The organism is Streptomyces sp. NPDC002130, from assembly GCF_040296465.1.
Classification (GTDB): Bacteria; Actinomycetota; Actinomycetes; order Streptomycetales; family Streptomycetaceae; genus Streptomyces.
In genome coordinates this window covers 22441-40425 of the sequence record NZ_JBEOXI010000024.1, presented here as the reverse complement: position 1 = coordinate 40425, position 17985 = coordinate 22441, and the positions used below count along the sequence as shown (strand labels likewise).

At 71.5% G+C, this 17985-nt stretch carries 14 protein-coding genes and 1 pseudogene; 6 read left to right on the top strand and 9 right to left on the bottom strand.

What is annotated here, in order from left to right; all coding sequences use genetic code 11:
* Positions 1-291: 291 nt before the first annotated feature.
* The gene (locus ABT116_RS07070) at positions 292-1335 is read right to left on the bottom strand and encodes a BMP family lipoprotein (protein WP_351628953.1); all 1044 of its coding nucleotides are present in this window, start codon (positions 1333-1335) and stop codon (positions 292-294) included.
* 653 nt (positions 1336-1988) lie between these two features.
* Entirely contained in the window at positions 1989-3221 is a 1233-nt protein-coding gene (locus tag ABT116_RS07065) for a M20 family metallopeptidase (protein WP_351628970.1), read from the bottom strand.
* 298 nt (positions 3222-3519) lie between these two features.
* Here ABT116_RS07065 and ABT116_RS07060 point away from each other — a divergent pair, with 298 nt between their 5' ends.
* Positions 3520-4209 carry a class I SAM-dependent DNA methyltransferase gene (locus ABT116_RS07060; RefSeq protein ID WP_351628951.1) on the top strand — a complete coding sequence of 230 codons (690 nt, stop codon included), beginning with the start codon at positions 3520-3522 and terminating at the stop codon, positions 4207-4209.
* Between the two features lie 97 nt (positions 4210-4306).
* Here ABT116_RS07060 and ABT116_RS07055 read toward each other — a convergent pair whose 3' ends face one another.
* Genes ABT116_RS07055 through ABT116_RS07040 form a run of 4 tightly spaced genes read right to left on the bottom strand, consistent with a single transcriptional unit; the run spans position 4307 to position 9180 of the window.
* Complete coding sequence (locus ABT116_RS07055; protein WP_351628949.1) at positions 4307-5512, bottom strand: hypothetical protein; 1206 nt, start codon at positions 5510-5512, stop codon at positions 4307-4309.
* 44 nt (positions 5513-5556) lie between these two features.
* Positions 5557-6495, bottom strand: coding sequence for an N-acetylneuraminate synthase family protein (locus ABT116_RS07050; protein WP_351628946.1), 939 nt, complete (start codon positions 6493-6495; stop codon positions 5557-5559).
* Between the two features lie 13 nt (positions 6496-6508).
* Positions 6509-7774 (bottom strand): cytidylyltransferase domain-containing protein, encoded by a 1266-nt coding sequence (locus ABT116_RS07045; protein ID WP_351628943.1) that lies wholly within the window; start codon positions 7772-7774, stop codon positions 6509-6511.
* A 35-nt stretch (positions 7775-7809) separates the two neighbouring features.
* The gene (locus ABT116_RS07040; RefSeq protein WP_351628940.1) at positions 7810-9180 is read right to left on the bottom strand and encodes a DUF6716 putative glycosyltransferase; all 1371 of its coding nucleotides are present in this window, start codon (positions 9178-9180) and stop codon (positions 7810-7812) included.
* Between the two features lie 198 nt (positions 9181-9378).
* Between ABT116_RS07040 and ABT116_RS07035 the strand changes: the two genes are divergently transcribed.
* The 4 genes from ABT116_RS07035 (at position 9379) to ABT116_RS07020 (ending at position 14013) form a co-directional block, all read left to right on the top strand.
* Positions 9379-10365 carry a glycosyltransferase family 2 protein gene (locus tag ABT116_RS07035; RefSeq protein WP_351628936.1) on the top strand — a complete coding sequence of 329 codons (987 nt, stop codon included), beginning with the start codon at positions 9379-9381 and terminating at the stop codon, positions 10363-10365.
* The gene (locus ABT116_RS07030) at positions 10365-11696 is read left to right on the top strand and encodes an alpha-2,8-polysialyltransferase family protein (protein ID WP_351628929.1); all 1332 of its coding nucleotides are present in this window, start codon (positions 10365-10367) and stop codon (positions 11694-11696) included. Before ABT116_RS07035 ends, ABT116_RS07030 begins: the two co-directional genes overlap by 1 nt.
* Positions 11697-11873: 177 nt before the next feature.
* A complete protein-coding gene (locus ABT116_RS07025) occupies positions 11874-13028 on the top strand; it encodes an acyltransferase family protein (RefSeq protein ID WP_502983829.1) in 1155 nt (384 codons plus the stop codon).
* A gap of 64 nt (positions 13029-13092) precedes the next feature.
* The gene (locus tag ABT116_RS07020; protein WP_351628927.1) at positions 13093-14013 is read left to right on the top strand and encodes a class I SAM-dependent methyltransferase; all 921 of its coding nucleotides are present in this window, start codon (positions 13093-13095) and stop codon (positions 14011-14013) included.
* A gap of 20 nt (positions 14014-14033) precedes the next feature.
* Here the strand turns inward: ABT116_RS07020 and ABT116_RS07015 are convergent.
* The 3 genes and pseudogenes from ABT116_RS07015 to ABT116_RS07000 form a co-directional block, all read right to left on the bottom strand.
* Positions 14034-14273, bottom strand: a pseudogene (locus ABT116_RS07015) (TetR/AcrR family transcriptional regulator C-terminal domain-containing protein); the annotation flags it as partial.
* 211 nt (positions 14274-14484) lie between these two features.
* Entirely contained in the window at positions 14485-15132 is a 648-nt protein-coding gene (gene leuE / locus ABT116_RS07005; RefSeq protein ID WP_351628925.1) for a leucine efflux protein LeuE, read from the bottom strand.
* Between the two features lie 47 nt (positions 15133-15179).
* Entirely contained in the window at positions 15180-16760 is a 1581-nt protein-coding gene (locus ABT116_RS07000; RefSeq protein WP_351628922.1) for an acyl-CoA mutase large subunit family protein, read from the bottom strand.
* A gap of 141 nt (positions 16761-16901) precedes the next feature.
* Between ABT116_RS07000 and ABT116_RS06995 the strand changes: the two genes are divergently transcribed.
* Positions 16902-17750: a L,D-transpeptidase family protein gene (locus ABT116_RS06995; RefSeq protein WP_351628920.1), complete on the top strand. Its 849-nt coding sequence runs from the start codon at positions 16902-16904 to the stop codon at positions 17748-17750.
* Positions 17751-17985: the final 235 nt, after the last annotated feature.

The following is a 17985-nucleotide window of genomic DNA, read 5'->3' as shown; positions in this document are numbered from 1 at the left end:
CCGAGGTGCACAGCGCCGGACGGTTCAGCTTCAGCGCTGGCTTCGCCGCAGATTAACGCGCGTAGACCTGCCTGAAAACCCCTTCTGTCCACCTTGTTATGCGCCCGTGGCCAAGCCATCACCCAGGCTTGGCCGGGACGTTGCCGACCGCAAACGGGGCGTGGCGCTGGGTGATCCGGTTGGGGGGCGGCCGGGTCCCCACAGGAGCCGGGAAACGCGGAGGCCGGGAAACGCGAAGCGGGCGGGCACCCAGGGGGTGCCCGCCCGCTTCGGCTGGTCAGACCGGTCGGATCACTCGGTGTTGACCTTGATCTTGCCGTCGATGATCTCCTGCTTGGCCTTGTTCACCGCGTCCTGGAGCCCCGCGACCTTCGCGTACTCCGGGTTGGACTCCGACAGGCCCACGCCGTTGACCTTCAGGTCGAAGGTCTGGGTGCCGGACAGCGGCTTGTCGTCCTGGACCGACTTGGACAGGGCGTAGACCGCGCCGCCGACGTCCTTGAGCGCGGAGGTGAGGATGTAGTTCTTGTACGGCGCCAGGGCGGCCTGCTTGTACTGGTCGGAGTCGACGCCGATCGCCCAGACCTTCGCCTTGGCGGCGGCCTCGATGACACCCTGGCCGGACAGACCGGCGGCCGCGTAGAGCACGTCGGCCTTCTTCTCGATCTGGCCCTCGGCGGCGGCCTTGCCCTTGTCGGGGCTGGAGAAGCCGCCCTCCTCGGCCGTCTGCGTCAGGTACTGCGACAGGACCTTCACCCCGGGCTTGGTGTCCTCGACACCTTGCTTGTAACCGGCCTCGAACTTGTGGATCAGCGGGATGTCCACACCGCCCACGAAGCCGACGACGTCGCTCTTCGTGGCCTTGGCGGCGGCGACGCCGGCGAGGTAGGAGGCCTGCTCCTCGGCGAAGACGAGGGAGGCGACGTTCTTGCCCTCGACGACCGAGTCCACGATGCCGAAGGTGGTCTTCGGGTACTTGGAGGCCACGGCCTTCATCGCCGGGCCGTAGGCGAACCCGACGCCGATGACCGGGTTGTAGCCCTGCTTGGCCAGCGACGCCAGGCGCTGCTCCTTGTCGGCGTTCGTCTCGCCCTCGGTGGGCTCGATGTCGGCCGTCTTGTAGCCGAACTCGTCCTTGGCCTTGGTGAGGCCGGCGTAGGCGGCGTCGTTGAAGGACTGGTCGCCCTTGCCGCCGACGTCGTACGCGATGGCGACGCCGCGGTCGCTGCTGTCGCTGTCGCCGCTGTCACTGCTGGTGCCGCCGCAGGCCGTGGCAACGAGCCCGAGCGACGCGACCCCCACCGCGACACGGGTCAGTTTGGAAATCCGACGCATCTGAAGTTCCCCATTCTCCAAAGCCCCGCAGTGGGTGCTCGGTTCGGCGCACATTAACGCGCGTAGACACTCCTGGGAACGGTTCGCCGGGGGGCCGTTATCCATTCGTGCCGATGGCCGGTTACGCCCTTGTGAACCACGGGATCGAACGGGGTCGAAAGGTGTAGTCGGGAATACGGCGCGTGCCTACCTCGTGACGCGCACCAGGCTGCCGTGCGGCTGCGCCGCTCGCAACTGGAGGGGATGCGGTGGCCGGTCGTGCCGGGTGGCCGGTCATGCCGGGTGGCGGGTCGGGGGTGTGGCTGCCCGGGCCCGGGCCGCGGGGCTCAAGGTCGTCGGGGTCGTGCGGCGGCGTCGTGGCTTGTCGCGCAGTTCCCCGCGCCCCCAGAACCCGTGCGGCGCCGTTGTGGCTGGTCGCGCAGTTCCCCGCGCCCCCAAAACCCGTCGGCGCCGTCGTTCGTCGCGCAGTTCCCCGCGCCCCCAAAACCCGTCGGCGCCGTCGTTCGTCGCGCAGTTCCCCGCGCCCCCAAAACACGTGCGCCGTCGTGGTTGTCGCGCGGTTCCCCGCGGCCCCCAAGAAGGGGGGGGGGCCGCCCCCGTCCGGAGGAGAGCAGGGGCGCCACGTCCCAAGAGGCTCGGCCGGTCAGGAGGGTCTAGCGGAGGCCGTTGACCAGGGCCGCGGCCGTGAAGAGTTCCACGCCTACCGTGATGGCCGACTCGTCGACGTCGAAGTCGCCCTGGTGGAGGTCGCGCACATGGCGTTCGCCGGGGGTGCGGACGCCCAGGCGGGCCATCGCGCCGGGGACGTGCTCCAGGTACCAGGAGAAGTCCTCGCCGCCGAGGCTCTGCTCGGTGCCCTCGACGGACTCGACCCCGCGGCGGGCGATCATCGCGTCGCGCAGCAGCTCGGTGACGCCGGGCTCGTTGACGACGGGCGGCACGCCGCGCACGTAGTTGATCTCCGACTTGGCGCGGTGGAGGTTGGCGACCTCGTCGATCGCCGCGACCACGACGTCGGGGGCCTGCCGCCACGCCTCCAGGTCGAGGCAGCGCACGGTGCCGGAGAGCTCGGCGTGCTGCGGGATCACGTTCGGCGCGTGCCCGGACTCGACGCGGCCCCAGGTGATGGCGAGCCCGCTGCGGCTGTCGAAGCGCCGGCCGACCAGCGCGGGCACGTCGGTGACGACGCGGGCGGCGGCGGTGACCAGGTCGGTCGTGAGGTGGGGGCGGGCGGTGTGGCCGCCCGGGCCGTCCAGGCCGATCTCCAGCCGGTCACAGGCGGAGGTGATGGGGCCCTCGCGGAGTCCGATTTTGCCGGCGTCCACCCGGGGGTCGCAGTGCACGGCGATGATCGCGCCGACGCCTTCCAGCGCCCCGCCCTTGATGGCGTCGGCGGCACCGCCGGGCAGCACCTCCTCGGCGGGCTGGAAGATCAGCCGGACGGGACGGGGCAGGGCGCCCTGCCGGTGCAGTTCGGCGAGGACCAGGCCGGCGCCGAGGACGACGGTGGTGTGCACGTCGTGACCGCAGGCGTGCGCACGGTCGGGCACGGTCGAGCGGTACGGGCACTCCGCCTTGGTGTCCGGAATGGGCAGGCCGTCGATGTCGGCCCGCAGGGCGAGCATGCTGGGACCGCCGTCCCACTGCTCGCCCTCCACGCCGATGTCACAGACGAGTCCGGTCCCCACGGCGAGGACGCGCGGCTTGAGGCCGGCCCGCTCGAGCCGCTCCTTGATCGCGGCGGTCGTGCGGAACTCCTGGTTGCCCAGCTCCGGGTGCATGTGGAGGTCGCGCCGGAACGCGATGAGCTCGGCCCGCAGAGCGTCGGGCAGTGCACCGGGAAGTACGGCTCCGCCGGGAAGATCGACCTCGGACTCCAGTGACATCAGTGGCTTCACCCTTTGAAGGGTAGGGCGCCCGGGCGGTCGACCGACCCTGGATCAACAAAACTTCAACCCGATAGGGGAAGAAAATATGATCGCCCGGCGCATAGCTATCAAGTGAGATGGGTAAACTCGCCTGCCTTTTGGGCCGGACCGGGCCATCCACCCCCCAGAGTGTGACTTCGACCACATCGACGCCACGACTCCGGTATCCATCCATCCTCTCCACGGATACCACGCCGTGCGCGGCGAACACCGGCGTGTTCATCAGCCGGACGCGCGCCCCGCTAGTGTGCGCTTCGTGCGCGCCCCCGAGTTTGTCGAGTCCACGCAGGCCTCGTACGACGCCATCGCCGAGGCCTATGCCGCCGAGCACCCCGACAGCCTGGCCGGAAGACCGCTGGAGCGGGCGCTGCTGTCGGCCTTCGTGGAGCTGGTCCGGGCGCCGGGGGTACCCGGGCGGCCGCCGGTCGCGGACATCGGCAGCGGGCCGGGGTACGTGACGGCGCGGCTGCACGAGGCCGGGCTGCCGGTGTTCGGGGTCGACGCGTCGCCCCGCATGGTGGCCCTGGCGCGCCGGGCCCACCCGCAGCTGCGCTTCCACGTCGGTTCGATGACGGCCCTGGACCTGCCGGAGGCGACGCTCGGCGGCATCGTCGCGCTCTACTCGATCATCCATGTGCCGGACGATCATCTGCCGTCCGTCTTCGCCGAGTTCCGCCGCGTCCTGCTGCCGGGGGCGCCGGTGCTGCTCGGCTTCCAGTCCGGGGACGAGGACGGGCACCAGCGCCTGACCGAGCGCTTCGGGCAGGAGATCTCGCTCGACTACTACTGGCGCACGCCCGACACGGTCGCCGGGCACCTCACCAGGGCGGGCCTCGACCTCCACGCCCGTGTCCTGCGCGAGCCGGAGGCCGGGGAGAAGCTGCCGCGCGCGTTCCTGCTGGCGCGCAGGCCGCCGGTGGACGGGACGCCCACGGCGGACGACTAGGGCCTGCAGTTCGGTCCGGTGCCCGGGCCGAACGGGGGCCCCGCTGCTGACGCCCAGGGGCTGTCGTTCGGTCCGGTGTCCGGGTCGGCTCCGGCTCCTATCCGGCCGCCACCGCTCCCGGTGTCCCTGCCGGGCCCGGCAGGCCCGGCGGGGGTGGTGAGGCGGTGAGGCGCGCCGTGCCCGCCGGGCCCGTGGGGTCGGCCGGCTCCGCCGTGCCCGGGTGCGGTGGGCCCTGCGGAGGCACCGGGGCCGCCGGCGACAGCCGGTGCACGTCCCGGGCCGTCCCCGTCACCCCGGACAGGAAGCCCTGGGCGCGCGGGGAGGCGTTCTCGGTCAGCCAGGAGGGGTCGATGTCGCAGACCGCGACCCGTACCTCCGTGCCGGACAGGGCGAGAGGGAGGGTGTGGACGACCGTGGAGGGGAAGCTGAGGATCGTCCGGCCGATGGGACCGCGGCGGGCGATCAGTTCGAGGGGGAGTTCGGGGCGGACGATCTCCAGGCCCGTCTCGACCGCGAGGCGGTGGAGCTTGTCCGTGCTCTCGCGGCGGTGGGCGAAGTAGCGGGTGGCGCCGTGGGCCCTGGCCAGGGCGTGGACGGCCTCCAGATAACGGCCGTCGTCCACCACGCCGGTCTCCACCAGGGACGTGCCGACCATGTCGGCGCCCTTGGTGATCCGGGGCGGTCCGAAGCGGGCCCGGGTCCAGGCGAAGGCGTTGGCGCTCACCGTGACGCCCGCCGGGGTCTCCTCCATCGGCATGGAGGAGAAGATCTCGATGCGGCGGCGGTCGCCGGGGGTCAGCCGGCGGCGGGCCGAGGCCGACACCGGCGCGAAGACCACGTCCCGCGGGCCGGGACGGCCGCCCTTGCGGTGCCAGCGCACCAGCCGCTCGCCACGGGCCAGCTGCCCGACGAACTCCATCGTCGCCGTGCCGTCGTCGACGACGACCAGGTCACGGGCGCGGGTGATCGTCAGCAGCAGCTGGACGTAGCGGGAGAAGGGGTCTCCCAGCACGACCCGGCGTGCCCTGCGGAGCGGGCCGGTCAGGCCGCCGATGGTCTGGAAGGGCGCCAGGGGCCCGCCGCGCGCTTCCTCCCAGCGGACCTGGTGCCCCTCGTCGCGGGCCAGGTCGGACATCCGCCGCAGCTGGCCGCGCGTCATCGGGTCGACGGGCGACAGCACCACGAGGGTGAGCCCCACGCCGGGGGCGTGCGCGTGCGCCCACTCCAGCACGTTCAGCAGCTGTACCGGGCTCTCGACGAAGGCGAGAGTGTGGGGGCCGGCGTTCCCGGCGCGGGGGCTCATCGACGTACGACCGTCCCGTCGTAAGGGGGGTGGGGATGGTGGGTTCAAACGCCGACCGGCTCGCCCGCCGCCGTGGCGATCTCCGCCTCGGCGACCACACCGGCGACGCGGCGCAGCTTCTTCATCGGGCCCAGCTCGGACTCGTAGACCTTCTTGACGCCGTCGCCGAGGGAGGCCTCGATGGTGCGGATGTCGCGGACGAGGCGCGTGAGGCCCTGCGGCTCCACGGAGGCGGCCTGGTCGGAGCCCCACATGGCGCGGTCGAGGGTGATGTGGCGCTCGACGAAGGTGGCGCCGAGGGCGACGGCGGCGAGGGTGGTCTGCAGGCCGGTCTCGTGGCCGGAGTAGCCGATCGGGACGTTCGGGTACTCGGCCTGGAGGGTGTTGATGACCCGGAGGTTGAGCTCCTCGGCCTTCGCCGGGTAGGTCGAGGTGGCGTGGCAGAGCAGGATGTTCTCGCTGCCCAGAACCTCGACGGCGTGACGGATCTGCTTCGGCGTCGACATGCCGGTGGACAGGATGACCGTGCGGCCGGTGGCGCGCAGGGCGCGCAGCAGCTCGTCGTCGGTGAGGGAGGCGGAGGCGACCTTGTGGGCGGGGACGTCGAACTTCTCCAGGAAGGCGACGGCCTCGGTGTCCCACGGGGAGGCGAACCAGTCGATGCCCTTCTTCTTGCAGTAGGCGTCGATCTGGCCGTACTCCTCCTCGCCGAACTCCACGCGGTGGCGGTAGTCGATGTACGTCATGCGGCCCCAGGGGGTGTCGCGCTCGATGTCCCACTGGTCGCGCGGGGTGCAGATCTCCGGGGTGCGCTTCTGGAACTTGACCGCGTCGCAGCCGGCCTCGGCGGCGGCGTCGATGAGCTTGAAGGCGTTCTCGATGTCGCCGTTGTGGTTGATGCCGATCTCGCCGGTCACGTAGACGGGGCGGCCGGGGCCGGCCTCGCGCGAACCGAACTTGCGGATGCGGGAGTTGTTGCTCATGGCGAAGAGTTCCTTACTTGGTGAGGGAATCGAGAGAGGGGCCGAGGATCCAGCTGGCGATCTCCCGGATCGCGCCGTCACCGCCGGGGACGGTGGTGACCGCGCGTGCGGCGCCGCGCACGACGTCGTGGGCGCTCGCGACCGCCACGGGCCAGCCCACGAGGGCGAAGCACGGGAGGTCATTGACGTCGTTGCCGACGTAGAGCACGCGCTCCGGCGCGATGCCCTGCTCCTCGCACCACTGCTTCAGCGCGAGGTCCTTGCGGTCGATGCCGTGCAGCACCGGGAGCTTGAGCTTCCGGGCCCGGGCGGCGACCACAGGGTTCTGTTCCGTGGACAGGATGAGCATCTTGAGGCCGCTGTTGCGCAGGGCCGCGATGCCGAGTCCGTCCCCGCGATGCACGGAGACGAACTCCCGTCCCTCGGAGTCGACGAGCACCCGGTCGTCGGTCTGGGTGCCGTCGAAGTCGAGGACGACCGCGTCGATGTCGTCGGCGGTCGGGAGGGCCCCGGGGCGGTCCGCGTCGAAGAGCGGCGCGAGGGCCCGGGCGCGGGCGAGGTCGTGCGGGTCGTCGATCTCCAGCACGCGCGCCGGGTCCGTGCGGACCAGCTCGGTGCGGCCGAAGAAGCGGTGCTGGTGCTTGCGGAAGCCGGACGCCTCCATGGCGTAGGCGGCGCCGGTCTCCAGCAGGTCCTGGGGGCGGTCCTGGCGGCGGGGCCGGAAGGACTTGTCGTGGTTGACGCCGTAGCCGCCGCCGACCGCGGCGTCGGACTCCGCGACGGAGCCGGCCGCTGCCTCGTCGTCGGCGTCCCGCCAGACGAACCCGTGGAAGGGCGCCACGGTCACCGCGGTGTCGGCGCCGTTCTCGGCGATCGCGCCCGCCACCCCGTCGATGTCCTCGCGGACGATGAACGGGCTGGTGCACTGCACGAGCAGGACCACGTCCACCGGCGCCCCGTGCAGGGCCTCGTGGGCGTCCATGGCGTGCAGGACGGCGGCCTCGGAGGTGGCCGTGTCGCCGGCGATGGCGGCGGGCCGCAGCACGACCTCGGCACCGGCCTCGCGGGCGGCGGCCGCGATGGCCTGGTCGTCGGTGGAGACCACGACGTCCGTCACCAGCCGGGTCGACCGGCACTCGCGCACCGCCCGCGCCACCAGCGGGACACCGCCGACGGGGAGGAGGTTCTTCGCGGGCACGCCCTTGGAGCCGCCGCGCGCGGGGATCACCGCGAGCACGCGGCGCACCGAGGCGCCTTTGCCCGCTTCCGGGTGGGACATGGGGTCTACTCCTTGGGCTGGGGTGGCGGGGCGGCTCACAGCTCGCCCATCCGCCGGATGACGGGCGCCACGCGCTGCACGCCGTGCCGGTAGGCGCCGCGCGCCGCCCGGCGCACGATCTGCCGGACCGGTCCGGGGTCCTTGTCGGCGGCGGGCGCGCCGGGCAGCGGGGTGCCGTCCGGGCCGAGGTGGTGGCGGGCGAGGATCCCGGGCAGATAGCCGGGCGCGGTGACGGGGGTGTAGTACGGGGTCAGCGGGGGCAGGCCGCCGGGCCGGCCGAGCAACTCGGCGATGCGCCGCCGGGCCGCGTCGAAGGCCGAGTCGTACGAGCCGTCCGCCGCGACGCCCTGCCGGGAGACCCACTCCTCGTCGGGCACAGGCCGGTGCCCGGCGTCGAGCTGGTCCCAGGAGGCGAGGCAGCCGGAGCCCACGAAGTGGTGGTTGCCGAGCGACTCGCGGATGCCGAGGTCGCTCAGCACGACGGTCGGGACACGGCGGTGCAGCGACTCCAGGGCGGCCGTGGAACTGACCGTCACCAGCAGGTCGGTCCGGTCGAGGACCTCGCCCATGTTGCCGTACACCAGGCTGAAGTTGGCGGGCGGATCGAGGCGCTGCACCAGCTTCTGGTACGGCAACTCCTCGATGTGGGTGGTGTGTTCGCCCGGCTTGGAGCGCAGCTTCAGCAGCACCTGCCGTTCGGGGTGCCTGCGGGCGTGCTGCACCAGCCGGTTCAGCAGGTACGTACGGTCCTTGCGGCTCTCGGGGACCGAGGGCTGGGCGGCGAAGACGACCGTGTAGGGCCTGCGCCCTTGCTTCGCAGACGGCTCGTGTTCACCTTCGTACGGCGCACCGCCGAGGAAGGGCAGGGCCACCTCGGTCACCGCGGAGGCGTCGGCGCCGACCCCTTCGTAGACGGCCCGGAAACGGTCCGCGTCCTGGCGGGAGTTGGCGAGGACCAGGTCCGCACCGTGCCGCAGCAGCAGGCCGTCGGCGAGCTTCTCGTAGACGACACCGACGTAGCCGGTGACGACGACGGGCCGGGAGGTGCGGTGCTCCCAGACGCGTGCCAGGCCGTGCAGCATCGCCTGCACGCCGCCGCCGACCAGGGAGAGGACCAGGACGTCGTAGGACTCCTCGGCCATGGCGCGCAGGAACTCGACGGCGGTGACCTCCCGCAGCGAGTCGGCGCGTACGCCCACTTCCCGGAGCTGGCGCGGCGTGGGCGTCGCCCGGCCGCGCAGCAGGAATCCGTCGAGGAGGGGGCCGGCTTGCGCGGCTTCGCGCGGTGCGGCTTCCATGGACGGTCCCGGGGCGATGCGGTCCGCGGTCAGCGCACCCCATTTCCATCGGGTGTCGCTGTCCGCGAGGACGGCGATTCGCGGGCGCTTCGGTGTACTTACTGGCACGTCGAAGACGCTAGGAAGCGAATCCTAGGTATGGCGGAACCGGGACTCAACGAAAAGTTAACAACAGCCCACCGAGAGCCGAACTGGCCCGCTGGAAGGCGGGAAGTACACGCGGTGCACCGTTCTGACACATTGAGTTCACCCGGTGTACCTCCATCGGAAAGTTCAGCTGCCGGGCGGCCTCCTAACGTTTTGCGGGTGCCTAAGCTTTCCGTGATCGTGCCGTTCTACAACGTGCAGCAATATGCCCCGGACACCCTCAGAAGTCTTCGGTCGAACGCCGACCGGGATTTCGAGTTCATCCTGGTCGACGACCATTCCAAGGACGAAACTCCGGCCATTCTCGAACGAGCGGCCGAGGAGCTTTCGGATGTGGCGCAGGTGCGGTACATCCGCCACGAGCAGAACGGCGGGCTCGCCACCGCGCGCAACACCGGCCTGGACGCGGCGCAGGGCGAGTACCTGACGTTCCTGGACGGTGACGACTGGCTGGCCCCCGGCTATCTCGCCGAACTGGTGTCCGCGATGGACGACTTGGGGTGCGACTTCGTGCGCACCGACCATGTGCAGGCCACCGCGCGCGCCCGTTCCGTGCACCGGGTCCCGGTCGGGCGGCGCTGTGAGTCGTTCGACCCGCGGGAGGCGATCCTCCCCGCCCACCGCTCCACCTCCGTGGACTACGCCTATGCCTGGGCCGGCGCCTATCACCGCCGCCTGGTCGACAAGGGCGTGCTCCACTTCACCGACGGGCTGCGCACGGCGGAGGACCGGCCGTGGATCTGGAGGCTGCACCGCGAGGCGGAGTCGTTCGCCGTGGTGAGCCTGCTGGGCGTCTTCTACCGGCGCGGGGTGGCCTCGTCCCTGACGCAGATCGGCGATGTGCGCCAGCTCGACTTCATCCGCGCCTTCGACCAGGTGATCGAGGAGACGGCCGCGGACCGCGACGCCGACCGGCTGCTGCCCAAGGCGGTGCGGACCTACTGCGCGATCATCGCCCACCACCTCTCCAACGAGGACAGGTTCGAACCGGCCGTGGCCAGGCAGCTGCGGTCGATGAGCGCGGCGGCCATCAAGCGCATGCCGCAGGACGCACTCGCCGACGCACTGGAGGCCATGGACATGGACCGCTCGTCCAAGCTGCGGCGGCTGCGGCGCCGGGTGACCACGACGGGAGCGGCCGCCTGATGCCCGGGACCACTCAGATCTTCTGCGCCTCGACGCTGTACGGCGTCGCGACTCTGGCCGCCGCGATCGACTCCGGCCTCTTCGAGGAGCCGGACCGCCGGGTGCTGCTGGTGTTCAACAACTCCACGACCCCGGAGACCACTCCGGCCCTCGACGAGATGCCGGGCTTCGCCCCGCTGCGCGAGCACTTCGACGAGGTGCTGTCCTGGAACGAGGCCATCCGCCCCTTCCACCCCGGGGCCTGGACGCCGCGCTCCGACGACATCCCCCTCTTCGAGCGTCATCTGCGGCTGCTGTGGGGCCTCGGCGACGACCGGGTGAGCCTCGTGCTGGAATCCATCCAGGTGGCGCCCGCCCTGACGGTGGCCCAGCTGTTCACCGACGCCCCCGTCGACGTCTACGCCGACGGGCTGATGAGCTACGGCCCCACCCGCAACAAGCTCGACCCGCTGGTCGGCACGCGCGTGCGCAGGCTGCTGCACCTCGATCTGGTGCCGGGGCTCACGCCGATGCTGCTCACCGAGTTCGGTGTGCCGGCGCACCTGGTGCCGACGCCCGCGTTTCTGAAGGTGCTCGGCGAGGTCACCGAGACCGTGCCCGAACTGCCCTCCCTGCCCGGCGACTCGGCGCTGCTGCTCGGCCAGTACCTGTCGGCGCTGAACATCCTCTCCCCCGAGGAGGAAGAGGACCTGCACGTGCGGATGATGCGGGGCGCCGTCGCCCGCGGCCACCGCACGGTCGTCTTCAAGCCCCACCCGACCGCACCGGCCCGCTACAGCCGTGCCCTGGAGACCGAGGCCGAGAAGCTCGGCGTCGACCTCACGGTCCTGGACACGCCGGTGCTCGCCGAGGTGCTGTTCGACCGCGCCCGGCCCGCGCTGGTCGTCGGCTGCTTCTCGACCGCGCTGTTCACGGCCTCCGCGTTCTACGACCTGCCCGTCGCCCGCATCGGAACCGAGCTGCTGCTGGAGCGGCTGACGCCGTATCAGAACAGCAACCGGGTCCCGACCGCCCTGGCGGACGCGCTGCTGCCCGACCTGGAGAGCGGCAAGGACGGCGACCTCCTGCCGGCCGAGCGGCTGTCCGCCCTCGTCACGGCCCTCGGGTTCACGATGCAGCCGCAGATCTACCCGGATCTGCGCCCGCAGGCCGAGCAGTTCCTCGCCCGGCACCTCGGCCCGCGCACCCGGCGCTACTTCAAGAAGCGCCGCCTCACCGCGCTCGGGCTGCCCGGGGGCATTCCGCAGCGGCTGGCGTTCCTGCCGCGCAATTCCACGGCACGCCGGGTGGTCCGGCGAGCCCGGGCCCTGCGCAAGGCGGTACGCCGCTGAGCCGGTCCCGCCCGGCGGCCGACCGGCCCCGGCGACATCCAGATGAACCCATGGGGACCGGCAGGCGAAGCCTGTCGCCATCGAACGTAATTCCGTCAACTCTCGTCCTAGGGTGACAGGCGCCCGCCCACAGGCGGCTCAGGCGAAGGACATACGAGCCACACAGAGGTTTCCAGCGTGACCGAGACGGTCGTCAGCACCCGCAAGCCACAGCCCGGCGTCGCCGTGCTGGTCGACCCACCGGGCGCCACGACCGTCCCACGGCGCAGAAGGGAGTCCGGGGGCCGGTTGCGCGCCCTCGACGGACTGCGACTGGTGGCCGCGCTGATGGTGGCGCTGTACCACTACGGCGGACGCGGCGGTGAGGTCGCCCAGGCCTGGGGCACCTCGCCCCGGGACCAGTTCCCCACCCTGCACTCGCTGTTCGCCTACGGCTGCCTCGGTGTCCAGGTCTTCTTCGTGATCAGCGGGTTCGTGATCTGCATGAGCGGCTGGGGCCGCCCCCTGCGGTCGTTCTTCGCCTCCCGTGCCTCCCGGCTGCTGCCCGCCTACTGGGTGGCGGTGCTCATCGTCACGGCGGTGTTCGCGCTGCCGGTGGTCGCCTACAAGGCGGTCTCGCCCAGCGACGCCCTGGTCAACCTGACCATGCTGCAGATGCCGCTCGGCGTGGACCGGGTGCTCGGCGTGTGCTGGACCCTGTGGGCGGAGGTCCGCTTCTACGCCCTGTTCGCCTTGTGCGTCGTGCTGCCCGGGGCGAACCGCCGCCGGGTGATCATGTTCTGCGCGGGCTGGACGCTGGCGGCGGTGATCGCCGAGAACGCGAACATGCCGCTGCTCGACATCGTCCTGATGCCCGAGTACGCGCCCTTCTTCATCGGCGGTGTCGGCCTCTACCTCGTGCACCGCGACCGGCGGGACGTCTACGGGTGGGCCATCGTCGCCGCCGGCTGGCTGATCGGCCAGCACTACGCGGTGCAGTCGCTGTGGCACGCGCCCGACCCGGAGGCCTTCTCCTACCGCTCCTCGTTCGGGATCATCGCCGTCGTGACGTTCGGCTTCGTGGCGGTCGCCGCGATCGCCCTGGGGCTGCTGGGCCGGGTGAACTGGCGGTGGCTGACGGTGGCGGGCGCGCTGACGTACCCCTTCTACCTGGTCCACGAGCATCTCGGCTGGGTGGTGATCCACGCCCTGCACCGCGGTCTGGGGCTGGCGTCCGGGGTGACCTTCGTGCTGACGGTGGCGTCAATGCTGCTGCTGGCGTGGTTGCTGCACAAATATGTGGAGCAGCCGCTGACGCCCCGGCTGCGGGCGGCCCTGACGAAGACCCGCTGACCCTGTTCACGGGACGTTCAACCGGCCGTCGATCGGGGCAACGCTCAGAGAGAAGGCTCGTCCCATGACCCACGCACAAGCGACCGACACGCACCCCGGCGAACTCGCAGACGTCCCCGGCTGGTTCCCGGCCCTGGACCAGACGCTGTTCACCTGGTTCCTCGAACAGCAGAAGAAGTCCGGCATAAAGGGTGACCTGCTGGAGCTCGGCGTCTACCTGGGCAAGAGCGCGATCCTCCTCGGCCACCACCTCCAGGACGGCGAGCGGTTCACGGTCTGTGACCTGTTCGAGGGCGACGCCCCGGACGACGCCAACAAGGCGGAGTCGGCCAAGTCCTACGCCTCCCTCACCCAGCAGGCGTTCGAGCGGAACTACCTCTCCTTCCACGACACCCTGCCCACGGTGATCACCGGCCCCAGTTCCCTCGTGGACGAGAAGGTGGCCCCGGACTCCTGCCGCTTCGTCCACATCGACGCCTCGCACCTGTACGAGCACGTGTACGGCGACATCGGCGCGGCCCACGACATCCTGCTGCCCGAGGGCATCGTGGTCCTGGACGACTTCCGGTCCGAGCACACCCCGGGTGTCTCGGTCGCCGCCTGGGAGGCCGTCCTCAACCGCTGTCTGCGCCCGATCTGCCTCAGCACGCAGAAGCTGTACGCGACCTGGGGCGACCCCGAGCCGCTCCAGGAGGAACTGCTCGCCATGCTCCGGCTGCGCACGGACGTCGGGCTGAGCGTGCAGGAGGCGGCCGGACACCGGCTGATCCGGACCCGTTCCCGGGGCATGAAGCCACCGGCCTTCCCGCCCTCACGGCACTACGCGGAGCCCGCGCCCGCACCGGCCGCGGCTACCGAGGTCAGCGCATCGCGTGCAGCGCGGCCGGCCCGGCCCGCCCCGTCCGCGGTCCGCCGGCTCGCCAAGGACCTGCTGCCGCCCGTCATCACCCGGGCCGTACGACGGGTCCGCGCGCAACGGTCCTGACCCGCCGGACCGCGCCATGAGACCCCGTAGCGCGCCCCGATCCCCCCGGACACGAGGGCGAGTCCCTCCTCGAAGTGCCGGTCGTAGTCCTCGAAGATCTCCGCGCCCGCCCGGGCCGACAAGGGAAAGTCGGCCATCAGGCGGGCGCGTTCGTCCATGTCGCAGCCTTCCCGGCGCTCGCCCGGCAGCGGCTGGACGCCCTGCTCCTCGGTGACGAAGCCCAGCGTGTAGAGGCAGGCCGTGGTGAGTCCCATAGCCGCCGAGGTGCTCTGTCTGTCCACGTGCGTGCACTGCGGCGAGACCCGGCGCGGTGAGGCGACCCGCCGACGCGGGATCGGCTACCGGGTCCCGCCGCTCACGAGCCCGGCCTGTACCTCGTCCGCCCCGACGGCCATGTCGGCTGGGCGGGGGACACGGCGGTCGGACTCCCCGGCTGCCTGGCCCGCTTCGGCCGGGGCCGGCCCGGCTGCGCTACGAACTCGCCAGCGACAGCTTCACCGCGAAGCCGAGGAACAGCGCACCCGCCGCCGAGGTCGCCCCCGCCGACAGGCGCCTGCGGCGTCGGAAGGCGACGGCCAGCCGGGTGCCGCCGAATATCAGCGCGCTGAGGTAGAGCACGCTGGCGAACTGGGCGAGGGCACCGAGGACGACGAAGGACAAGGCGGGGTAGGCGTACCCCGGGTCCACGAACTGCACGAAGAAGGCGACGAAGAAGAGGATCGCCTTGGGGTTGAACAGGCTGACGACGAAGGCACGGCGGAAGGGCCGCTCCTCGGCGGGCGCGGGCGCCTCGTCACCGGCGGTCCGCTCCGCACGCGTGCGCCACATGCCCCACGCGGCCCGCAGCATGCCGATGGCCAGCCAGGTCAGATATCCGGCCCCCGCGTACTTGACGACGGCGAACAGCACGGCGTTCGCCTGGAGCAGCGAGGCGACTCCGGCCGCGGACAGCGTCATCAACACCGTGTCCCCGCACCAGACTCCGGCCGAGGCGGTGTACCCGGCGCGCACACCACGGCGGGCGGCCACGGACAGCACGTACAGCGAATTGGGCCCGGGCAGCAGGATGATCAGGACGAGGCCCGCCAGATAGGTGGGCAGATCAACGACACCGAACATGCGCATGAGTGTCGCACGCCGGTCTGACATCCCCGCCCGGCCGCAGGTCAGAAGGAGTCGGACGGGACGTACGCCCCCCACACCTCGCGCAGCGCGTCGCAGACCTCGCCGACGGTGGCCCTGACCCTGAGTGCCTCCTTCATGGGGTGGAGGACGTTGTCCTCTCCCTCGGCGGCCTTCTGCAGGGCGGTCAGGGCCGCGTCCACGGCCGACCGGTCGCGCTGCGCACGCAGGGTGGCGAGGCGTTCGGCCTGCCGGGCCTCGATGGCCGGGTCGACGCGCAGCGGCTCGTAGGGCTCCTCCTCGTCGAGCCGGAAGCGGTTGACGCCGACGACGACCCGCTCGCCGGAGTCCGTCTCCTGGGCGATGCGGTAGGCGTTGCGTTCGATCTCGCCCTTCTGGAAGCCGTGTTCGATGGCGTCGACGGCGCCGCCCAGCTCCTCGACCCTGGCCATCAGCTCCACGGCGGCGGCTTCGACGTCGTCGGTCATCTTCTCGATGACGTAGGAGCCGGCGAAGGGGTCGACGGTGGCGGTCACGTCGGTTTCGTGGGCGAGGACCTGCTGGGTGCGCAGGGCGAGGCGGGCGGATGTGTCGGTGGGCAGGGCGATGGCCTCGTCGAAGGAGTTGGTGTGCAGCGACTGCGTCCCGCCCAGCACGGCGGCCAGCCCCTGCACGGCGACGCGGACCAGGTTGACCTCGGGCTGCTGGGCCGTCAGCTGCACCCCAGCCGTCTGGGTGTGGAAGCGCAGCATCAGCGACTTGGGGTTCCTCGCGCCGAACTCCTCACGCATCACCCGCGCCCAGATCCGCCGCGCCGCACGGAACTTGGCGACCTCCTCCAGCAACGTCGTGCGGGCCACGAAGAAGAACGACAGGCGGGGCGCGAAGTCGTCGACGTCCATGCCGGCCGCGACCGCGGTGCGCACGTACTCGATGCCGTCGGCCAGGGTGAAGGCGATCTCCTGCACGGGCGAGGCACCCGCCTCGGCCATGTGGTAGCCGGAGATCGAGATGGTGTTCCACCGCGGGATCTCGGCCCGGCAGTACTGGAAGATGTCCGCGGTCAGCCGCAGTGACGGCTTGGGCGGGAAGATGTAGGTGCCCCGGGCGATGTACTCCTTCAGCACGTCGTTCTGGATCGTGCCCGTCAACCGGTCCGCCGGGATCCCCTGCTCCTCGGCCACCAGCTGGTACAGAAGCAGCAGCAGGGCCGCCGGGGCGTTGATCGTCATCGACGTCGAGACCTGGTCGAGCGGGATCCCGCCGAACAGAACCCGCATGTCCTCGATCGAGTCGATGGCCACCCCCACCTTGCCGACCTCGCCGTGGGCGATCGGCGCGTCGGAGTCGTGGCCCATCTGGGTGGGCAGGTCGAAGGCGACCGACAGCCCCGTCGTGCCATGGGCGATCAGCTGCCGGTAGCGGGCGTTGGACTCCGCGGCCGTGCCGAAACCGGCGTACTGGCGCATGGTCCAGGGGCGGCCCGTGTACATCGACGGATACACACCACGGGTGTACGGGTACTCCCCCGGCTCCCCCAGCTTCTCCGCCGGATCCCAGCCCTGAAGGTCCTGCGGACCGTAGAGCGGCTGGATGGGCAGTCCGGACTCCGACTCACGCGCCATGGTGGGTTGCCTCCCGCAGAGCAAGTGACCTCGCTCACCACCATGCCCCCTGGTTCGCGACGGGTCACGCCCGGGGAACATCTCAGGTGACATCCGGGCGTGCCGGTGAGACGAGCGGGGGGCCGTGTGCGTAGTACGGGCATGGGGAGAGCGTTCACAGCGGGACTCGCCGTACTGGCCGCGCTGACCGGCTGCACGGTGCAGACTCCCGACGGCGAGGGCAAGCGCCGCTCGCCGGTGCACATCGAGCTGCCCAGCAGCACCCCGTCGCAGGGCCGTACGCCCGCCGGTGGCGGCGCCACGCCGCGTTCCGCGCCGCCGTCGGGCGACGACAAGCCCCGTGCCGTTCCCACCCCGCCCCGCGTGCTGTGGTCCCGCGGCGACACCGGCCGGGACGTCCGGGAGCTCCAGGCCCGGCTGCGCCAGGTCGCCTGGCTCTTCGAGGGGCCGACCGGGACGTACGACGAGCCGACGCAGCGGGCGGTCAGCGGCTTCCAGGGCAAGCGCGGGCTGCCGCGCACCGGGAAGGCCGACGCCGTCACCTGGCAGCGGCTGCTGCGCATGACGCGCGAGCCGGGCCGCTGGGACCTGTACCTCATGGGCGGCCAGTCGGCCGACCCGCCGGACGCGCGCTGCCGGTCCGGCCGGGTGCTGTGCATCGACAAGACCAGCAGGACGCTGCGCTGGATGGTCGACGGGCGGACCGTGTCGACGATGGCGGTCCGCTTCGGCTCGCAGGGCACGCCGACCCGGGAGGGCGTCTTCTCCGTCTACTGGAAGTCCCGCGACCACGTCTCGACGCTCTACGACTCGCCCATGCCGTACGCGATGTTCTTCAGCGGCGGCCAAGCCGTGCACTTCTCGGCGGACTTCGCCGCCCGGGGCTACGCGGGGGCCTCGCACGGCTGCGTCAACGTACGGGACGAGGCGGCGATCGCACAGCTGTACGCGCAGGTCCGCAACGGCGACAAGGTCGTCGTGTCCTGGTGACAGCAGGGAGAGGAAGGGGCGCGGGCGGGACCGGGGGAACGTGTCCCGCCCGCGCTCGGTGCACGAGCCGTAGGTACGGGGGGAACCCCGGCTCTGTGCGACGGCCGATGACCAGTCGGCTCACTGATTACTGCGCCGGGGCGGCCGAAAACGTCACACCCTCGGTCGGCCCTTTTTCACGGAGTACGAAACCGCAGGTCACGGCGGCGCGAGAGGGGTCCCGGCCGTCAGGCGC

Bases quoted from the DNA above. Each gene is read 5' to 3' on its own strand.
- ABT116_RS07070 (WP_351628953.1), bottom strand. From the start codon at position 1,335: ATGCGTCGGATTTCCAAACTGACCCGTGTCGCGGTGGGGGTCGCGTCG.
- ABT116_RS07065 (WP_351628970.1), bottom strand. From the start codon at position 3,221: ATGTCACTGGAGTCCGAGGTCGATCTTCCCGGCGGAGCCGTACTTCCC.
- ABT116_RS07055 (WP_351628949.1), bottom strand. From the start codon at position 5,512: ATGAGCCCCCGCGCCGGGAACGCCGGCCCCCACACTCTCGCCTTCGTC.
- ABT116_RS07050 (WP_351628946.1), bottom strand. From the start codon at position 6,495: ATGAGCAACAACTCCCGCATCCGCAAGTTCGGTTCGCGCGAGGCCGGC.
- ABT116_RS07045 (WP_351628943.1), bottom strand. From the start codon at position 7,774: ATGTCCCACCCGGAAGCGGGCAAAGGCGCCTCGGTGCGCCGCGTGCTC.
- ABT116_RS07030 (WP_351628929.1), top strand. From the start codon at position 10,365: ATGCCCGGGACCACTCAGATCTTCTGCGCCTCGACGCTGTACGGCGTC.
- ABT116_RS07020 (WP_351628927.1), top strand. From the start codon at position 13,093: ATGACCCACGCACAAGCGACCGACACGCACCCCGGCGAACTCGCAGAC.
- leuE (WP_351628925.1), bottom strand. From the start codon at position 15,132: ATGTTCGGTGTCGTTGATCTGCCCACCTATCTGGCGGGCCTCGTCCTG.
- ABT116_RS07000 (WP_351628922.1), bottom strand. From the start codon at position 16,760: ATGGCGCGTGAGTCGGAGTCCGGACTGCCCATCCAGCCGCTCTACGGT.
- ABT116_RS06995 (WP_351628920.1), top strand. From the start codon at position 16,902: ATGGGGAGAGCGTTCACAGCGGGACTCGCCGTACTGGCCGCGCTGACC.